Annotated in this window: 17 protein-coding genes; 10 read left to right on the forward strand and 7 right to left on the reverse strand. The window is 72.3% G+C overall.

The genetic code is table 11. The annotated features are described in order from the left end of the window. Positions 1–154 precede the first annotated feature (154 nt). From ACWEEU_RS08320 to ACWEEU_RS08335, 4 genes are all read right to left on the reverse strand, one after another. The gene (locus ACWEEU_RS08320) at positions 155–823 is read right to left on the reverse strand and encodes a TetR/AcrR family transcriptional regulator (protein WP_385749632.1); all 669 of its coding nucleotides are present in this window, start codon (positions 821–823) and stop codon (positions 155–157) included. Between the two features lie 180 nt (positions 824–1,003). Then, entirely contained in the window at positions 1,004–1,693 is a 690-nt protein-coding gene (locus ACWEEU_RS08325; RefSeq protein WP_451730000.1) for an HAD family hydrolase, read from the reverse strand. Between the two features lie 91 nt (positions 1,694–1,784). Then, a complete protein-coding gene (locus tag ACWEEU_RS08330; protein WP_451730003.1) occupies positions 1,785–2,720 on the reverse strand; it encodes a M56 family metallopeptidase in 936 nt (311 codons plus the stop codon). Positions 2,721–2,822: 102 nt separating this feature from the next. Then, positions 2,823–3,371, reverse strand: coding sequence for a DUF5134 domain-containing protein (locus ACWEEU_RS08335; protein ID WP_451730006.1), 549 nt, complete (start codon positions 3,369–3,371; stop codon positions 2,823–2,825). 157 nt (positions 3,372–3,528) lie between these two features. Here ACWEEU_RS08335 and ACWEEU_RS08340 point away from each other — a divergent pair, with 157 nt between their 5' ends. Further along, the gene (locus ACWEEU_RS08340; RefSeq protein ID WP_451730009.1) at positions 3,529–5,142 is read left to right on the forward strand and encodes an FUSC family protein; all 1,614 of its coding nucleotides are present in this window, start codon (positions 3,529–3,531) and stop codon (positions 5,140–5,142) included. After that, the gene (locus tag ACWEEU_RS08345) at positions 5,139–5,759 is read left to right on the forward strand and encodes a MarR family winged helix-turn-helix transcriptional regulator (protein WP_451730012.1); all 621 of its coding nucleotides are present in this window, start codon (positions 5,139–5,141) and stop codon (positions 5,757–5,759) included. Before ACWEEU_RS08340 ends, ACWEEU_RS08345 begins: the two co-directional genes overlap by 4 nt. Positions 5,760–5,778: 19 nt before the next feature. On the opposite strand, the gene ACWEEU_RS08350 is transcribed toward ACWEEU_RS08345, so the two are convergent. After that, positions 5,779–6,171 carry a VOC family protein gene (locus tag ACWEEU_RS08350; protein WP_385749648.1) on the reverse strand — a complete coding sequence of 131 codons (393 nt, stop codon included), beginning with the start codon at positions 6,169–6,171 and terminating at the stop codon, positions 5,779–5,781. A gap of 72 nt (positions 6,172–6,243) precedes the next feature. Here ACWEEU_RS08350 and ACWEEU_RS08355 point away from each other — a divergent pair, with 72 nt between their 5' ends. After that, positions 6,244–6,780: a GNAT family N-acetyltransferase gene (locus ACWEEU_RS08355; protein ID WP_385749651.1), complete on the forward strand. Its 537-nt coding sequence runs from the start codon at positions 6,244–6,246 to the stop codon at positions 6,778–6,780. Positions 6,781–6,802: 22 nt separating this feature from the next. Here ACWEEU_RS08355 and ACWEEU_RS08360 read toward each other — a convergent pair whose 3' ends face one another. After that, positions 6,803–7,486 (reverse strand): glycerophosphodiester phosphodiesterase, encoded by a 684-nt coding sequence (locus tag ACWEEU_RS08360; RefSeq protein ID WP_385749654.1) that lies wholly within the window; start codon positions 7,484–7,486, stop codon positions 6,803–6,805. 346 nt (positions 7,487–7,832) lie between these two features. On the opposite strand from ACWEEU_RS08360, the gene ACWEEU_RS08365 reads away from it, so the two are divergent. The 3 genes from ACWEEU_RS08365 (at position 7,833) to ACWEEU_RS08375 (ending at position 11,115) form a co-directional block, all read left to right on the forward strand. Next, positions 7,833–9,230: a DUF6421 family protein gene (locus ACWEEU_RS08365; protein WP_451730017.1), complete on the forward strand. Its 1,398-nt coding sequence runs from the start codon at positions 7,833–7,835 to the stop codon at positions 9,228–9,230. A 71-nt stretch (positions 9,231–9,301) separates the two neighbouring features. Further along, positions 9,302–10,048: an SDR family NAD(P)-dependent oxidoreductase gene (locus ACWEEU_RS08370; RefSeq protein ID WP_451730471.1), complete on the forward strand. Its 747-nt coding sequence runs from the start codon at positions 9,302–9,304 to the stop codon at positions 10,046–10,048. Continuing rightward, a complete protein-coding gene (locus tag ACWEEU_RS08375) occupies positions 10,045–11,115 on the forward strand; it encodes a threonine aldolase family protein (protein WP_451730020.1) in 1,071 nt (356 codons plus the stop codon). The genes ACWEEU_RS08370 and ACWEEU_RS08375 overlap by 4 nt, the downstream gene beginning before the upstream one ends. A 198-nt stretch (positions 11,116–11,313) precedes the next feature. Here the strand turns inward: ACWEEU_RS08375 and ACWEEU_RS08380 are convergent, their stop codons facing one another. Further along, the gene (locus ACWEEU_RS08380; RefSeq protein ID WP_385749664.1) at positions 11,314–12,042 is read right to left on the reverse strand and encodes a lysophospholipid acyltransferase family protein; all 729 of its coding nucleotides are present in this window, start codon (positions 12,040–12,042) and stop codon (positions 11,314–11,316) included. Between the two features lie 346 nt (positions 12,043–12,388). Here ACWEEU_RS08380 and ACWEEU_RS08385 point away from each other — a divergent pair, with 346 nt between their 5' ends. The 4 genes from ACWEEU_RS08385 to ACWEEU_RS08400 all read left to right on the forward strand — a co-directional run bounded on the left by ACWEEU_RS08385 (position 12,389) and on the right by ACWEEU_RS08400 (position 15,478). Then, on the forward strand, positions 12,389–12,715 hold the full coding sequence (locus tag ACWEEU_RS08385) for a TlpA family protein disulfide reductase (protein WP_385749666.1): 327 nt from the start codon (positions 12,389–12,391) through the stop codon (positions 12,713–12,715). Positions 12,716–12,929: 214 nt separating this feature from the next. After that, complete coding sequence (locus ACWEEU_RS08390; protein ID WP_385749669.1) at positions 12,930–13,439, forward strand: flavin reductase family protein; 510 nt, start codon at positions 12,930–12,932, stop codon at positions 13,437–13,439. Positions 13,440–13,678: 239 nt separating this feature from the next. After that, positions 13,679–14,464, forward strand: coding sequence for an electron transfer flavoprotein subunit beta/FixA family protein (locus ACWEEU_RS08395; protein WP_385749671.1), 786 nt, complete (start codon positions 13,679–13,681; stop codon positions 14,462–14,464). A 51-nt stretch (positions 14,465–14,515) separates the two neighbouring features. Continuing rightward, a complete protein-coding gene (locus ACWEEU_RS08400; RefSeq protein WP_451730026.1) occupies positions 14,516–15,478 on the forward strand; it encodes an electron transfer flavoprotein subunit alpha/FixB family protein in 963 nt (320 codons plus the stop codon). Positions 15,479–15,496: the final 18 nt, after the last annotated feature.

Raw genomic sequence — 15,496 nt, forward strand, 5'->3', positions numbered from 1 at the left:
CCTCCTCACCCCGAGGGCATCGGGAGAGTGCCCTGACGCCTCCAGCATGGCACCGGCCGACCGCGACGGCAGGGGTCGGCAGGCCGGCGGGACGGTGTCCGCCGCGCGTTTCACGCGTCCGGCGGCTCCGGCTCACACGTCCGGCGGCGCCGACTCACGCCTCAGGCGTCTCCGCCCGTTCCCCGGTCGCGAAGAACCGCGACAGATCCTGCTCCGTCTCGCCCGCCGTGCTCTCCGGCGGCGCGCCCAGCTCCCAGTCGAGGCCGTACCGCTCGAACAGCTCCGCGCGCAGCACCGGCACCGGCATCGGCACCCCGGGTACGAGTGCCGCGTACACCGCGCCCATCAGCAGCGCCCGCAGCATGGGGTAGTCGACGGGGACGTCCGCCGAGCCGTACCGAGCGACCGTGTCGCCCAGCAGCTCCGACAGGCGCCGCTGTTCCGGGCACTGCACGAAGCCCTCGGCCTGGAGCAGCCCCGCCATGTGCTGGCGCATGAGCACCGGCCGGTCCCGGGCCAGGCCCAGGATCGCGTCGACGGCGCGGGCCAGCCGCTCGCGGCCGTCCTCGGTGCGCGGCTCCCGCTCCAGCGCCTCCTCCAGCGTGCGGTGCATCAGCCGGTGCACGGCGGACTGGACGAGCTGGCGCTTGCCGGGGAAGTAGTACGACACCAGTCCGCGCGCCGAACCGGCGCGGTCGGCGATGTCCCCGAGGGTGGTCGCGTCATAGCCGCGTTCACCGACCAGCTCCACCGCGGCCTGCAGCAGACGCTCACGGGAACGGCGGCGCAGCTCTTCGTTGACCGAGGCGCTGCGCGGGGACATCCGGGAACTCCTGCGTTGACTGGCTGGCGGCCAACTATACTCGTCGCACCAGGCACCGCTCAGCGCGGGGCCTGTTCAGGGGTGCCTGCCGTCTGGGGCGACGCGGGGGATCGTCTCAGGCGGCCGGCACACCGGAGAGCCGTATCGCGGTATCCGCCCGCGATCCCGCTTGCCGTGCTCTCAGCCGCTCAGCTCCAGCACCGGCAGCAGCGCGTCCGGACGCCGGCCCACCGGCAGATGGTCCACGAAGTGCACCCGGCACCCGAGCGCCGCCGCCCCGCCGTCCGCGGGCGGGCTGTCCCCGACCATCAGCGCCCCGCGCGGGTCGACGCCCAGCCGCTCGCAGGCCAGGGCGAACAGCCGCGGGTCCGGCTTCTTGATCCCGTGCTCGTACGACAGCACATAGGTGTCCACGTACGCGTCGAGCCCGTGCGCGCGGAACACCGGACGCAGGTCCCAGCCGATGTTGCTGACCACCCCGATCGCCGTCCCGCGCTCCCGCAGCCTGCGCAGCACGTCCGCCGCGTCCGGGTACGGCGCCCACGCCGCCGGTGTCATGTGCCGGTCGTAGAGCACGTCGTGCAGCCCCGGGTCGGGCAGCGGGACGAGCCGGGAGAGGCTGGTGAAGGCGGCCCGGTGGGACTCCGCGCTCTGGTCGCGGGTCGCCCACAGCTCCGCCAGCCCGTCCGGCACGCGCAGCGGCTCCGCACCGCCCGGGAGCGCCCCGACTTCCTCCAACCGCTTTGCCGTGGCGGCGAGTTCGGACTCGTCGAGCCGGGCGCCGGTCACCGCGAGCCCGGCCCGCAGCCACGACTCGGCCGACTCGACACGGAACAGGGTGCCGGAGAAGTCGAACAGGACGGCGTTCATGCGCGCGAATCTACCCGGGCCCGCGTCCCCGTACGCCGGATGCCGGCACCAGACGGCGCGAGCTGATCCACGAATGTCGGGGAGACGCCCCCTAACCCAGCGCCCGCAGTGCCGGGATGAGCGTCACCAGCACCGGAACCACCGGGATGAGCGCGGCCGTCGCCGTCAGCCGAAGCCGCTGCGGCGCCGGAAGCCGCTCCGGGGCGGTCAGCAGGCGGTCCACCCGCTGCGGCACATGCGACTCGGGGGTGGGGCACGGCCCGAACACGCCCCGGTGCTGGTTGAGTTCGACCAGGGCGAGCGCCGTCGTCACCCGCCCGAAGCGCCGGGAGGCGGTGTCGTCGGCGGCCAACTCGACCAGCCGGTGCATCTCGTCGCGGAACGCGGCGAACACCGGGACGCGCGGGAAGCCGTCCGCCAGCGCGGCCGAACAGTGCAGCAGCCAGTCGTGCCGGGCGCGGGCGTGACCCTGCTCATGGGCGAGCAGGGCGTCGAGTTGACGCGCCTTCAGGCGGCGCAGCGCGGCCGTGGTGACGACGAGCCGGGGTGCCGCCCCGGACAGCCACCAGGCGTCCGGCCTCTCGCCCTCCAGCACCACGAGTCGCCCCTCCGACGCGCGCTCGCCGGGCAACAGCGGTGCGCGGACAAGGAGTTCGGTCCGGTGCCGATCACGGCCCTGCCGGACCCGTACCACCTCGCGGACCAGCATCGCCGCGCTCCACAGGCCACCGCACGCGAGGGTCACCGCCGTCCCGGCCGCCCACGCACCGCCCCTGCCGAGGGCGTACGCCTCGACGACCGCGTGCGGTGCCGGGGCGAACACCCGCCCACGCACCGCCTGCCAGGCCGCCGCCGCGCTGAGCGTCATCGACAGCGCACAGCACAGCAGTACGGCCGCCACCACGCACTGCCACGCCCACAGCGCCACCACCGGCTCCCGGTCCGGCCAGTCCGCCCGCCCGAGCAACCGGGGAGCGGCCACGGAGGTCAGGATGCCGAGCAGCAGCAGCGCCACGGGGACCGTCATGGGCAGCACCCTATGGGCGGAGGGGGCACGCGACGCCACACGGTCCACCGAAGTGACGCAGGCAACGCCATTGAGCAGGACGGATGTTGAGGTGCCGGGTCCTCACATCGTCAGCAGCATCGCGACCGTGCCTATCGCCATCGACAGACGGCAGGCGCGCGCCAGCTCGGGACGGTCGCCCCAACGTGCCATGCCGGGTCCCGTGGTCGCGGTCGCCGGTACCAGCCGGGCCCCGGTCAGCAGGACGTAGCCGGTGAAGTACAGCAGCAGCGCGCCGGTCACCGGGGCCACGCCCGAGCCGCCGGGCATGTGATGGTGCCCGCCCGGTGCGAGCGCCATCGCCACGGACATGTAGACCATCGCCGCGGTGCCCATCAGATGGTGCAGATGATGGACGTCCCGCCGTACCGCCCACAGCGCGCGCAGCGCCGCCGCGCCGAACACGGCCGCGTACACCGGCCACACCCAGCGCGGCGGGGCGAACACCGCCGCCGGGACCGCCATCGCGGCCATTCCGAAGCCCATCAGCGCCTCGCCGCCCGCCGCGCGGCGCTGCTCCTCGACGCCGCTGCGCATCCGCAGCAGACAGTAGGCCCCGGTCGCCGCGCACAGCGCGACCAGCAGCCAGGCCGGTGAAGCCGGACCGTGCACGCCCACCACCCCCGTTCGACGTCGGTCGAGGGATGCGATGCCCACGACACGCGGAGCGCACGCGAGCGCAAGGGAGTACACGGGGAGCACTCACCGGAGCACGCACGCCCGAGAACCCAAATGCTTTACGGGTAAAACACATGTTAAGTTCATTGGTATGAGCAGCCTGTCCCTCCGCCCGCTCCCGCTCGCTCAGACGCTCCGTCTCGGACGGCCCTCCGCGATCTGGTTCAAACCCGCCCTCAGCGTGGTGGCCTCGACCCTCCCGCCCAACCTCGTCCTGCTGGCTCTCGGCCGCCTCGACCTCGCCCTCTACACGATGGCCGGGGCGCTGTGCGCGCTCTACGCCCACGACCGCCCGTACGCCGCCCGGGCCCGCGTCCTCGCCCTGGTGATCCTCGGCATGACCGGCGGTCTCGCGGCCGCCCTCCTCGCCGCGTCGCTCACCTCCGACCCCGTGGTCCTGGTGACGGTCGGCGCCCTGCTGGCCGCCGTGCAGAAGACCGTCTGCGAGGCGACCCGCATCGGACCGCCCGGGAACGTGGTCGTCGCCTTCGTCATGTCCGCCGCGCTCTTCGTCCCGCAGACCATCGGCCAGGTCCCCGGCCACCTCGCCCTCGCGCTCGGCGCGGGAGCCTGGGCCTGGCTGGTCGGCATGGCCCCGGTCCTCCTGCGCCCGCACGGGCCCGAACGCCGCGCCGTCGCCGCGGCCCTGCGCGCGGTCGCCGCCCAGGTCGCGGGCGAGGGCGGCGCGGGACCCGCCCGCACGGCCGCGTACGCCGCCCTGCACACCGCCTGGTCGGTCCTGCACGCCCCCGGTGTCCGCCCCGACCCCACCCGGCGGGCGCTGGCCGCCCTGCTCACCGAGGCCGAGACCGCCCTCGCGACCCCCGCCGCCGACCCTGCCGCACTCCGCGCCCACGCCGACGCGCTGCACGGCAACAGCCCTGTTCCCGCCGCCCCCGACGCGACGGCGGAACCGCCGTACCCGCGCCCCCGCCGCATCCCCCTGACCCACCTCGCCCCGCTCGCCGTCCGCACCGCCCTCGGCTGCGCGCTCGCCGGATACGCGGCCCTCGCGCTCGGCGTCGGCCGCCCCTACTGGGCCCTCGTCACCGCCGCCGCGCTCTACCAGGCCAACGTCACCCGCACCTGGAGCCGCGCCCTCCAGCGGGTCCTCGGCAACCTGCTCGGCGTCCTCGTCTTCGCCGCCGTCGCCCCGCTGACCCACCTCCACCCGGCGGTGCTCGTGCTGTGCTGCGCGGCCTGCAACTTCGGCGCCGAGGCGCTGATCGCCCGCAACTACTGGCTCGGCACCGTCTGCGTGACCCCCATGGCGCTGCTCATCACCGAGTTCACCCGCCTCCAGGACCCCGGCGCGCTGATGACCCAGCGCCTCCTGGACACCCTGGTCGGTGCCCTGACCGGCTTCGCCGCCGCCGTCCTCGTCACCAACCGGCGCGCCGGACGGCACGTGGAGCACGCCCTCACCGCCGTCGAGGAGGCCCGCGTCCACGCCGGCCGGCTGCTCGCCCAGCCCCGGCCGGACGCCCTGGACCCCGCACGCCGTGCCCTCGCCGCGGCCCTGATCGACCTGCGGGTCACGGCCGACACCGCGCTGGGGGAGTGGTGGCAGCGCCCGCTGCCCGAGGAGCGGGTCCTGCGCGCCGAACAGGCGGGACACCGTACGCTCACCGAGACGATGCGGCACGTACGAGCCGCACACGCGCGGACGCACGACAACGGGACGACGGAGGCGGTACGGCCATGACGGCGAGGAACGGGCGGCCGGAGACCGGGACCGGACGGATGGACGGCCCCGGACCGACGGCCGAGGCCACCGGTGGCGCGAGCGGCACCGGCACCGCCCCCCGTTCCACGCCCCGCACCGACACCGTCGCCTCGGTCGTCGGCCAGTGGCGCGCCGTGCACGCCGGGCTGGACACCGGCCCCATGGAGGTCATCGGGCGGATCAACCGCTGTTCCGCCCTCCTCCAGCAGGCCGAGGACGCCCCGCTGCGCCGCGCCGGACTCAGCCGCGCCGAGTTCGACCTGCTCGGGGCGCTGCGCCGCACCGGACACGAACTCACCCCCGGCGAGCTGGCCCGGGAGACCTTCTCCTCCGGTGCCGCCGTGACCAAGCGCCTCAAGCGGCTCACCGAGACCGGACTGGTCGAACGGCGCACCGACACCCGCGACCGCCGGGTGGCCCACCTCCGCCTCACGGACGCGGGCCGCGACCTCGTGGACGGCATCCTGCCCGAGCAACTCGCCTACGAGAAGAGGGTGTTGTCCGCCCTCGCCCCCGACGGCCAGGAGGAACTCTCCGACCTGCTCGCCGTGCTCCTGAACGGACTGGAGGGACACCTCGGCGGCCTGCGTGCCTGAGTCCGCCCCGGCATGGGCGTCAGATCCCCGGCCGGTACCGCAGCGGATGCTCCGACGGCACCTCGACCAGCACGATCGGAATGCCGTCCGGGTCCGCGATCCACATCTCGTCCAGCCCCCACGGCTCCCGCTCCGGCGCCCGAACGATCTCGACGCCCTTCGCCCGCAGCTCCTCGTGCGCGGCCCGTACGTCCGCGACCTGGAGCCACAGCCGCGTCTCCGGCGAGGGTGGCCGCTCGGAGCGCCCCGAGACCTCCAGGAAACCGCCGCCGAGGAAATAGACGGTCCCGCGCTCCGGACCCGTACCGAACTCGCGGTAGACACAGAGGCCCAACCGGTCGCCGTAGAAGGCGCGGGAACGGTCCGGGTCGGTCGGGCGGACGAGCAGACGACTGCCGAGTACATGCACCATGCGGGCGAAGCCTAATGTCCCCGTTACCCTCGACCCTGGCCGAGCCGCGCCCGAGAAGTCGGAGAACATTCCATGAACCACCCCACCGGACTGACCTTCCGTGACGCCACCGACGCCGACGTGGACACCCTCGTCGCGCTGGTCGAGTCGGCGTACCGGGGCGAGGCGAGCCGGGTCGGCTGGACCACCGAGGCGGACATCCTGGACGGACAGCGGACCGACCCCGAGGGCGTGCGGGAGATCGTCAAGTCACCGGACAGCAGGTTGCTCGTCGTGGAGCGCGACGGCCGCGCCGTCGCCTGCTGCCAGCTCGAACACCGCGGTGAGTACGCCTACTTCGGCATGTTCGCGGTCAGCCCCGCACTCCAGGGCGAGGGTCTGGGCAAGGTCGTCATGGCGGAGGCGGAGCGGCAGGTCCGCGAGACCTGGGGCGTCACCGAGATGCACATGACGGTGATCTCCGTCCGCGAGGACCTGATCGCCTGGTACGAGCGGCGTGGCTACCGCCGTACGGGAAAGACGTCGCCCTTCCCGTACGGCGACGAGCGCTTCGGCATACCGCGCCGGGACGACCTGCGCTTCGAGCTGCTGGTCAAGCCGCTGGTCTGACCCGGCGGCCGTCCCGAGCGGCTCAGGCCGTGAAGCGGCCCGTGCGCTTGATCTCCGGATAGTCCGTCGTCGCCCCGTCGAGCTGGAGCGCGCGCACCAGCCGCAGGTCGTCCTGGGTGTTGACCACCCAGGCGAAGACCCGCAGGTCCGCCGCGCGCGCCTTCTCCACGACCTCCTGGGTCAGCCGGCGGATGTTGAGACAGAGGGCCGTGGCGCCCACCGCCACGGCCCGGTCCACCACGTCGGTGCCGTACCGGCTCGCGACGAGAGCCGTGCGCACCCCCGGCACCAGCCGGGAGATCTCCGCCAGCGCCTCGTCGTGGAAGGACAGCACCTCCACGCGGGAGACCAGGTCCCGGCGGTGCATGACCTCGGCGAGCGCCTTGGCGGCCGCCACGTCCTTGATCTCCGCCTGCAGCGGCGCGCTCACCGCGTCCAGGACCTCTTCGAAGACCGGCACCTGCTCACCGAGCCCCGCGTCCAGGGCGCGCAGCTCCGCGAGGGTCTTCTCGGAGATCGCCCCGCAGCCGTCGGTGGTGCGGTCCACCTCGGCGTCGTGCATGACGACCAGCGCGCCGTCCTTGCTGAGGTGCAGGTCGAGTTCGATGACGTCGAGGCCGGCCTGCTGCGCCGCGACGAAGGAACGGAGGGTGTTCTCGGGCTCGATGCCCATGACCCCGCGGTGTCCGATGGTAAGGAAGTTCAAGGTTCAACTCGCTTCCGTCGACGGCGGCCCGGTCCGCGGACCCGACGGACGTCGTCGACCGCGCGGCACGTCCGCAGCCTAATGGCCCCGCCCCGGGATGGCTCTTCATGTGCGTCCGCCCGGTCACGGACCGTGTGCCGCTGCCCGCGCGCGGAGTGGCTGAAACCCACAGACGCCGGTGCGGCCGTGTCTGGCTGAGGGAAGTGAGCGTCGTCACGGTTTGCCGCAGGAAAAACAGCGGTCGAATGGCGGCTGCGCAGAATAATTTCCCGAGACCCCTCTTGTTCGGTGAAACCGGGTATGCATACGGTGTCCATACGCGAGGTTCTCCCGTGGAGGATGGAACATGACGGAAATTCTTGTGCAGGCAGGCGCGGAGGAACGGCTTCCTTCGCTGACCAGGGTGATCGAGCACCCGGCCTGGCCGACGCTCAAGGATGCCGTGGAGCAGATCCGGCCATGGCAGTCCAAGGACGGATCGATCGACTTCGATGCCGAGGGCGCGCCCGCGCGAGCCGACGCCGAGGCCGCCGTCCGCCGGGTGGCCGAGGCGGTCGAGGAGCTGGCCCCGCTGCTCCCGCACGACGCCGCCTACCACGAGGCCCTCGTGAAGGACCTGCGCCGCTGGGCCGAGGGCGGCTTCCAGGTGCCGGACTTCCTCGACTCGCTGCTGGCCTTCCACCCCGCCGCGCGCCGCGAGCACGGTCTCCAGCACCTGGTCGTCTTCCCGATGTACACGCAGAACGGCAACCCGGACCGCAATCTGGAGGCGGTCGTCCTGCGCATGGTCTGGCCGGACTGGCTGGCCGAGCTGGAGCGCACGCGGTACGACAACCCGCTGTTCTGCGGCATCACCTTCGAGGACTTCACCTCGGGCTACGACACCAACTCCGCCGTCCTCTTCCCGGAGACCATCGCCGTCCGCGAGGCACCGGAACGTTTCTCCTGGGGCGGCATCTTCTGCGACCGCGAGGCCGCGCGCTTCCGCAAGGTCACCGACGCCGCAGTCACCCTCCTGGGCCTGGAGCTGCCCGAGGACATCGCGGAGCTGGTCCACGACCAGAAGCGCTGCGAAGAGGCGTTCGTGCTCTGGGACATGGTCCACGACCGCACCCACAGCCACGGCGACCTGCCCTTCGACCCGTTCATGATCAAGCAGCGCCAGCCGTTCTGGATGTACGGCCTGGAGGAGCTGCGCTGCGACCTCACCGCCTTCAAGGAGGCCGTGAAGCTGGAGTCGGACGGCGTCCCCCAGGCCCGTGACGTGCAGTACACGATCCTCTTCGACCGCATGTTCCGCTTCCCGGTCACCGGCGACCGCGTGCGCAACTACGACGGCCTGGGTGGCCAGCTCCTCTTCGCCTACCTGCACAAGCACGACGTGGTCCGCTGGACCGACAACAAGCTCTCCATCGACTGGGAGCGCGCCCCCGAGGTCACCAACCGGCTGTGCGCCGACATCGAGCGGCTCTACCGCGACGGCATCGACCGGCCCAAGCTGGTCCACTGGTTCGCCGGGTACGAGCTGGTCGCGACCTACCTCGCCCCGCACCCGGGCTCGAAGTGGGCCAAGGGTCCCGACGCCCTCGACCTGAGCCTGCCGCCGCGCAAGCTCGTGGACGACGTGCTCCCGGACGAGTTTCCGCTGAGCATGTTCTATGAGGCCCTGTCCAAGAAGCTGAAGAACGTGATTGCCTCCACCAAGGGCATCACGGCGGACGGCGCCGAGCGGACCGCCGCGTGAGCGACGGCACCCAGGAGAACGGCGTGCGCGAGAGCGACGTGCACGAGAGCGCGGAGCGGGAGAGGAAGACGATGGGCAACGGGGTTCTGCGGGGTGCGGTGATCGCGGTCGCCGGAGCGGGCGGCCCGGCGGGGCGCGCTGCCCTGGTCCGGCTGGCCGAGGCGGGTGCGACCGTCGTCGGCGCGGACAACGACCCCGCCCGTCTGGCGGAGGCCGTGGACGCGGCCCGCTACGCCAACGGCGGCGCCACGGTCACCGGCGAGACGGTCGACCTGCTCGACCTCGACTCCACCCGGGCCTGGGCCGCGGGCATCGAGAAGGAGCACGGCCGGATCGACGGCCTGGTGCACCTGGTCGGCGGCTGGCGCGGCGGTGCCAAGTTCGAGGACACCGACCTGGCCGACTGGGACCTGCTGGAGAAGCTGCTGATCCGCACCGTCCAGAACACCTCCCTGGCCTTCTACGACGCCCTCCAGCAGAGCGGCAACGGCCGCTACCTGCTGATCAGCGCCGCGGGCGCGTCCAAGCCCACGGCGGGCAACGCGGCGTACTCCGCCGCCAAGGCCGCCGCCGAGGCGTGGACGCTCGCCATGGCCGACGGCTTCCGCAAGGCGGGGGGCGAGGAGGGGCCGCGCGCCGCCGCTGCGATCCTGGTGGTGAAGGCGTTGGTGCACGACGCGATGCGTGCCGAGCGACCCAACGCGAAGTTCGCGGGCTTCACGGACGTCAAGGACCTGGCCGACGCCCTCGCCGGCGTCTGGAGCGAGCCCGCCGCCGAAGTGAACGGAACCCGTCTGTGGCTGACCGAGAAGCCGTGAACCCTCCCAGGACCGACGCGCGTCGTCATCACGACCCGAAGGTCCGGGGCTTCGCCAGCGACAACTACGCCGGTGCGCACCCCGAGGTGCTGGCCGCCGTGGCCCTTGCCAACGGCGGCCACCAGGTGGCGTACGGCGAGGACGAGTACACCGAGAACCTCCAGCGGATCATCCGCGGCCACTTCGGCGCGAGTGCCGAGGCGTTCCCGGTCTTCAACGGCACGGGCGCCAACGTCGTCGCGCTCCAGGCGGTCACCGACCGCTGGGGCGCGGTGATCTGCGCCGAGAGCGCGCACATCAACGTGGACGAGGGCGGCGCCCCCGAGCGCATGGGCGGCCTCAAGCTGCTCACCGTGCCCACACCGGACGGCAAGCTCACGCCCGAGCTGATCGACCGGCAGGCATGGGGCTTCGACGACGAGCACCGGGCCAAGCCGCAGGTCGTCTCCATCACCCAGTCCACCGAGCTGGGCACCCTCTACACCCCCGGCGAGATCCGCGCGATCTGCGAGCACGCCCACGCGCACGGCATGAAGGTGCACCTGGACGGCTCCCGCATCTCCAACGCCGCCGCCTCCCTGAACGTCCCCATGCGGACCTTCACCAACGCGGTCGGCGTGGACATCCTCTCCCTCGGCGGGACGAAGAACGGCGCGCTCTTCGGCGAGGCGGTCGTGGTGATCAACCAGGACGCCGTCTCCCACATGAAGCACCTGCGCAAGCTGTCCATGCAGCTCGCCTCCAAGATGCGCTTCGTCTCGGTGCAGTTGGAGGCCCTCTACGCCAAGGACCTCTGGCTCCGCAACGCCCGCCACGCCAACGAGATGGCGCAGCGCCTGGCGGAGGGTGCCCGCGCGGTGGACGGCGTGGAGATCCTCCACCCCGTCCAGGCCAACGGCGTCTTCGCGCGCCTCCCCCACGACGTGAGCGAACGTCTCCAGAAGCGCTTCCGCTTCTACTTCTGGGACGAGGCCGCCGGCGACGTCCGCTGGATGTGTTCCTTCGACACCACGGAGGACGACGTCGACCTGTTCGTCGCGGCCCTCAAGGAGGAGATGGCCCGCTAGGGCCACGCCCTAGTTCCGCGCACGAGTCGAGCAGGCGACCGCCCGGAGATCCGTCGATCTCCGGGCGGTCGCGTCCTTGTGTCCTTGTGCTGCGGGTCGTGGCGCCCGTTCAGGACGCCGCCGACCTGTCTACCTGGGGCGTCCCCCCGTTGCGGACGCCGCCCGGCTCCCTCCGACCGGAAGCCGGGGCGCCGGGCGTCAGAGCGCCTGGACCGCCCGCAACTGCTCCGCCGTCGGGGCCGTGCCGCCGAGGTGGGCCGGGAGCCACCAGGAGTCCTCGGCGGACTTGGGACGGGCGGGGTAGGCGCGCTGGGCGGCGTCCAGGAGGTCCTGGACGCGCTCGCGCAGGCGGCGGGTGATGGCGCCCGCGTACTGGTCGCGCGGGGCCTCCAGCGCCTCGCCGACCCGGACGGTGATGGGGGTGTGGCTGCGCTTGAAGTTGCGCGGGTGGCCCTTGGTCCACAGCCGCTGGGTGCCCCACAGCGCCATCGGGATCAGCGGGACGCCCGCCTCCTGCGCGAGCCGTGCCGCACCCGACTTGAAGCTCTTCAGCGTGAAGGACTCCGAGATCGTCGCCTCCGGGAACACACCCACGACCTCGCCGGAGCGCAGCGAGTCCAGCGCGTGCGCGTACGCGGCCTCGCCCTGCGCGCGGTCCACAGGGATGTGCTTCATGCCGCGCATCAGCGGACCCGACACCTTGTGCCGGAAGACCGACTCCTTGGCCATGAACCGCACCAGCCGCTTCTGCGGGAGCGCTGCCAGACCGTTGAAGATGAAGTCCAGGTAGCTGATGTGATTGCTCACCAGAACGGCGCCGCCGGTGCGCGGGATGTTCTCCGACCCCTTGCAGTCGATCTTGAGGTCCCACACCTTGAACATCGTCTTCGCGAGACCGACGACGGGACGGTAGACCAGTTCTGCCATGGGCGGGGTCGGCCCTTTCTGCTCTGCTCGGGAAAGGGGTTCCCGGCGGGAAGTTACGCAGCCGTAGGTTTACGGCGTCTCCAGATCGTGCCCCAAGAACGGACGGGTAGCCAGTCCTGATGCCCCGTGGCGGCGAGATCCTCGTCACGTCCCTGTAACAGCCCATCGGGGAGAGCGGCGCAGACGCCTCACCAGCCTCGGGAGCGCGCTCCCGGCGGGCGCGGGAATCCCGCGGGGCTTTGACACGCTTGTGTCGAGGACGCCCGGACCGAACGACCGGACCGGCAGACCGGGCCGCCGGACCGGCCGGACAAGTGCCGCGCGAGCGGCGGAGCGGAGGACACGCGTGCGCGGGCAGGGTGACGAACAGCGGCTGGGGCCGGCCGACCTGAGCGGCGAACTGGGCGAGCGGGCCACCCTCGTTCAGTTCTCCAGCGCCTTCTGCGCCCCCTGCCGCGCCACCCGCCGCACCCTGAGCGAGGTCGCCGCGATGGTGCCCGGCGTGACCCACGTCGACATCGACGCCGAGGCCCATCTGAGCCTCGTCCGCGCCCTCGGCATCGTCCGCACTCCCACCGTCCTGGTCCTCGACGCCGCGGGGCGTGTGGTGCGCCGCGCCGCCGGACAGCCGCGCAGAGCCGATGTGATCGCCGCGCTCGGGGAGGCCCTGTGAGCGGCGGGAACCGCCCCGCGGGGCCTCTTCCAGATCGCGGACCGTACTTGACTGCGCACACCAACCATCGTCAGCCTGGCCGTATGCCGACCGAACTCCTTCTCGTCGGGCGGGCCCACGTCGACCTGGCCCGCACCGCGAGCGCGCGCTGTCCGGGCTGTTGAGCAGCCACGGAATCCGCTCCGCTCGCCCTCCTCAGCAGAAGGACAACTCCATGACGGCCACGCCCGATCTCGGCACCCATCAGACCGCCTCGCCCGAACTGCTGCGCGCCACCTTCCGCCGCCACGCCGCCGGTGTCGCGGTCATCACCGCCCGCGCCGAGCACGGCCCGGTCGGCTTCACCGCCACCTCCCTCACCTCCGTCTCCGCCGAACCCCCGCTCGTCTCCTTCGGCATAGGCACCGGCGCGTCGAGCTGGCCCGCCGTCTCGCGCGCCGAGTACGTCGGCGTCCATCTGCTCGCCGAGCACCAGGACGGTCTCGCCGCCACCTTCGCCCGCAGCGGAGCCGACCGCTTCGGCCCGGCCACCGCCTGGCGCGAGGGCCCGGAGGGCGTGCCCGTCCTGGACGACGTGCTCGCCTGGCTGGTCTGCCGGATCGTCGGCCGGGTCCCGGCCGGGGACCACCGGATCGTGCTCGCCGAGGTCGTGCTGGGGGACCCCTCGGGCACCGGTCGCCCGCTGCTCTACCACCAGGGTCGCTTCAACGCGCTGCGGGACTGACCGCGGCCGTGCGGCTTCCGGGACGGCGGCCCGCTTCTGCGTCGCCGTCGAGTTCCGGTTACGCTGCGTTGCGAAGGTCACAGTTCAAAGCGCTTGCTCAGCGGGCACGAACTGGATGTACTGGCGAGTAATATTTCGGCCGGGAGCGCACCGACGCCCCGACCGGGACCGGCCGCTTGAGGCGCCTATGCTGCCTTCAAGAGGCAGCCCGGAAATGACGATGCAGTAGGAGAGCCGGCGTGAGCTTGAGGATCGTTGTCACTGTGAAGTACGTGCCCGACGCCACTGGCGACCGGCACTTCGCCGATGACCTGACCGTCGACCGCGACGACGTGGACGGTCTGCTCTCCGAGCTGGACGAGTACGCGGTCGAGCAGGCGCTCCAGATCGCGGAGGACGCCGACGACGCCGAGGTCACCGTTCTGACCGTCGGCCCCGAGGACGCCAAGGACGCGCTGCGCAAGGCCCTCTCGATGGGTGCCGACAAGGCGATCCACGTCGAGGACGACGACCTGCACGGCACCGACGCCCTCGGCACCTCCCTGGTGCTGGCCAAGGCCATCGAGAAGGCCGGTTACGACCTGGTGATCTCCGGTATGGCCTCCACCGACGGCACCATGGGCGTCGTACCCGCCCTGGTCGCCGAGCGTCTCGGTGTACCGCAGGTGACGCTGCTGTCCGAGGTCTCCGTCGAGGACGGCACCGTCAAGGGCCGCCGCGACGGCGACACCGCCTCGGAGCAGCTGGAGGCATCCCTCCCGGCGGTCGTGTCCGTCACCGACCAGTCCGGCGAGGCGCGTTACCCGTCCTTCAAGGGCATCATGGCCGCCAAGAAGAAGCCGGTGGAGTCCTGGGACCTGTCCGACCTCGACATCGAGGCGGAAGAGGTCGGTCTGGACGGCGCGTGGACCAAGGTCGAGGCCGTGGCCGAGCGCCCGGCGCGCACCGCGGGCACGATCGTCAAGGACGAGGGCGAGGGCGGCAAGCAGCTCGCCGAGTTCCTCGCGGGCCAGAAGTTCATCTAAGGCCCCGCGCCCAGACCGCCCCTCAACTTCGTTACGCAGGAGAGCAATCCCATGGCTGAAGTCCTCGTCTACGTCGACCACGTGGACGGTGCCGTCCGCAAGCCCACCCTGGAGCTGCTGACGCTGGCCCGCCGCATCGGCGAGCCCGTCGCGGTCGCGCTGGGCAACGGCGCCGCCGACACCGCCGCCACGCTGGCCGAGCACGGCGCGACCCGCGTCCTCACCCACGACGCGTCCGAGTACGCCGACTACCTCGTCGTCCCGAAGGTCGACGCCCTCCAGGCCGCCGTCGAGGCCGTGTCCCCGGCCGCCGTGCTGGTCCCGTCCTCCGCCGAGGGCAAGGAGATCGCCGCCCGCCTGGCGCTGCGCACCGGCTCCGGCGTCATCACCGACGCCGTCGACATCGAGGCCGGCGACGAGGGCCCGGTGGCCACCCAGTCGGTGTTCGCCGCGTCCTTCACCACCAAGTCCCGTGTCGTCAAGGGCACCCCGGTCATCACGGTCAAGCCGAACTCGGCCGCCGTCGAGGCCGCCCCGGCCGCCGGTGCCGTCGAGGCCCTGTCGGTGTCCTTCTCCGACCAGGCCACCGGCACCAAGGTCACCGGCCGCACCCCGCGCGAGTCGACCGGTCGCCCGGACCTGACCGAGGCCGCGATCGTCGTCTCCGGCGGCCGTGGCGTGAACGGCGCGGAGAACTTCGCGATCATCGAGGCGCTGGCCGACTCCCTCGGCGCGGCCGTGGGCGCCTCCCGCGCCGCCGTGGACGCCGGCTGGTACCCGCACACCAACCAGGTCGGTCAGACCGGCAAGTCCGTCTCGCCGCAGCTCTACATCGCCAACGGCATCTCCGGCGCCATCCAGCACCGCGCCGGTATGCAGACCTCCAAGACGATCGTGGCCGTCAACAAGGACCCCGAGGCCCCGATCTTCGACCTGGTCGACTACGGCGTCGTCGGCGACCTCTTCGAGGTCGTCCCGCAGCTCACCGACGAGATCAAGACCCGCAAGGGCTGATCCCGCCGGGGCGCGCCG

This window comes from Streptomyces sp. NPDC005004 (assembly GCF_053600675.1).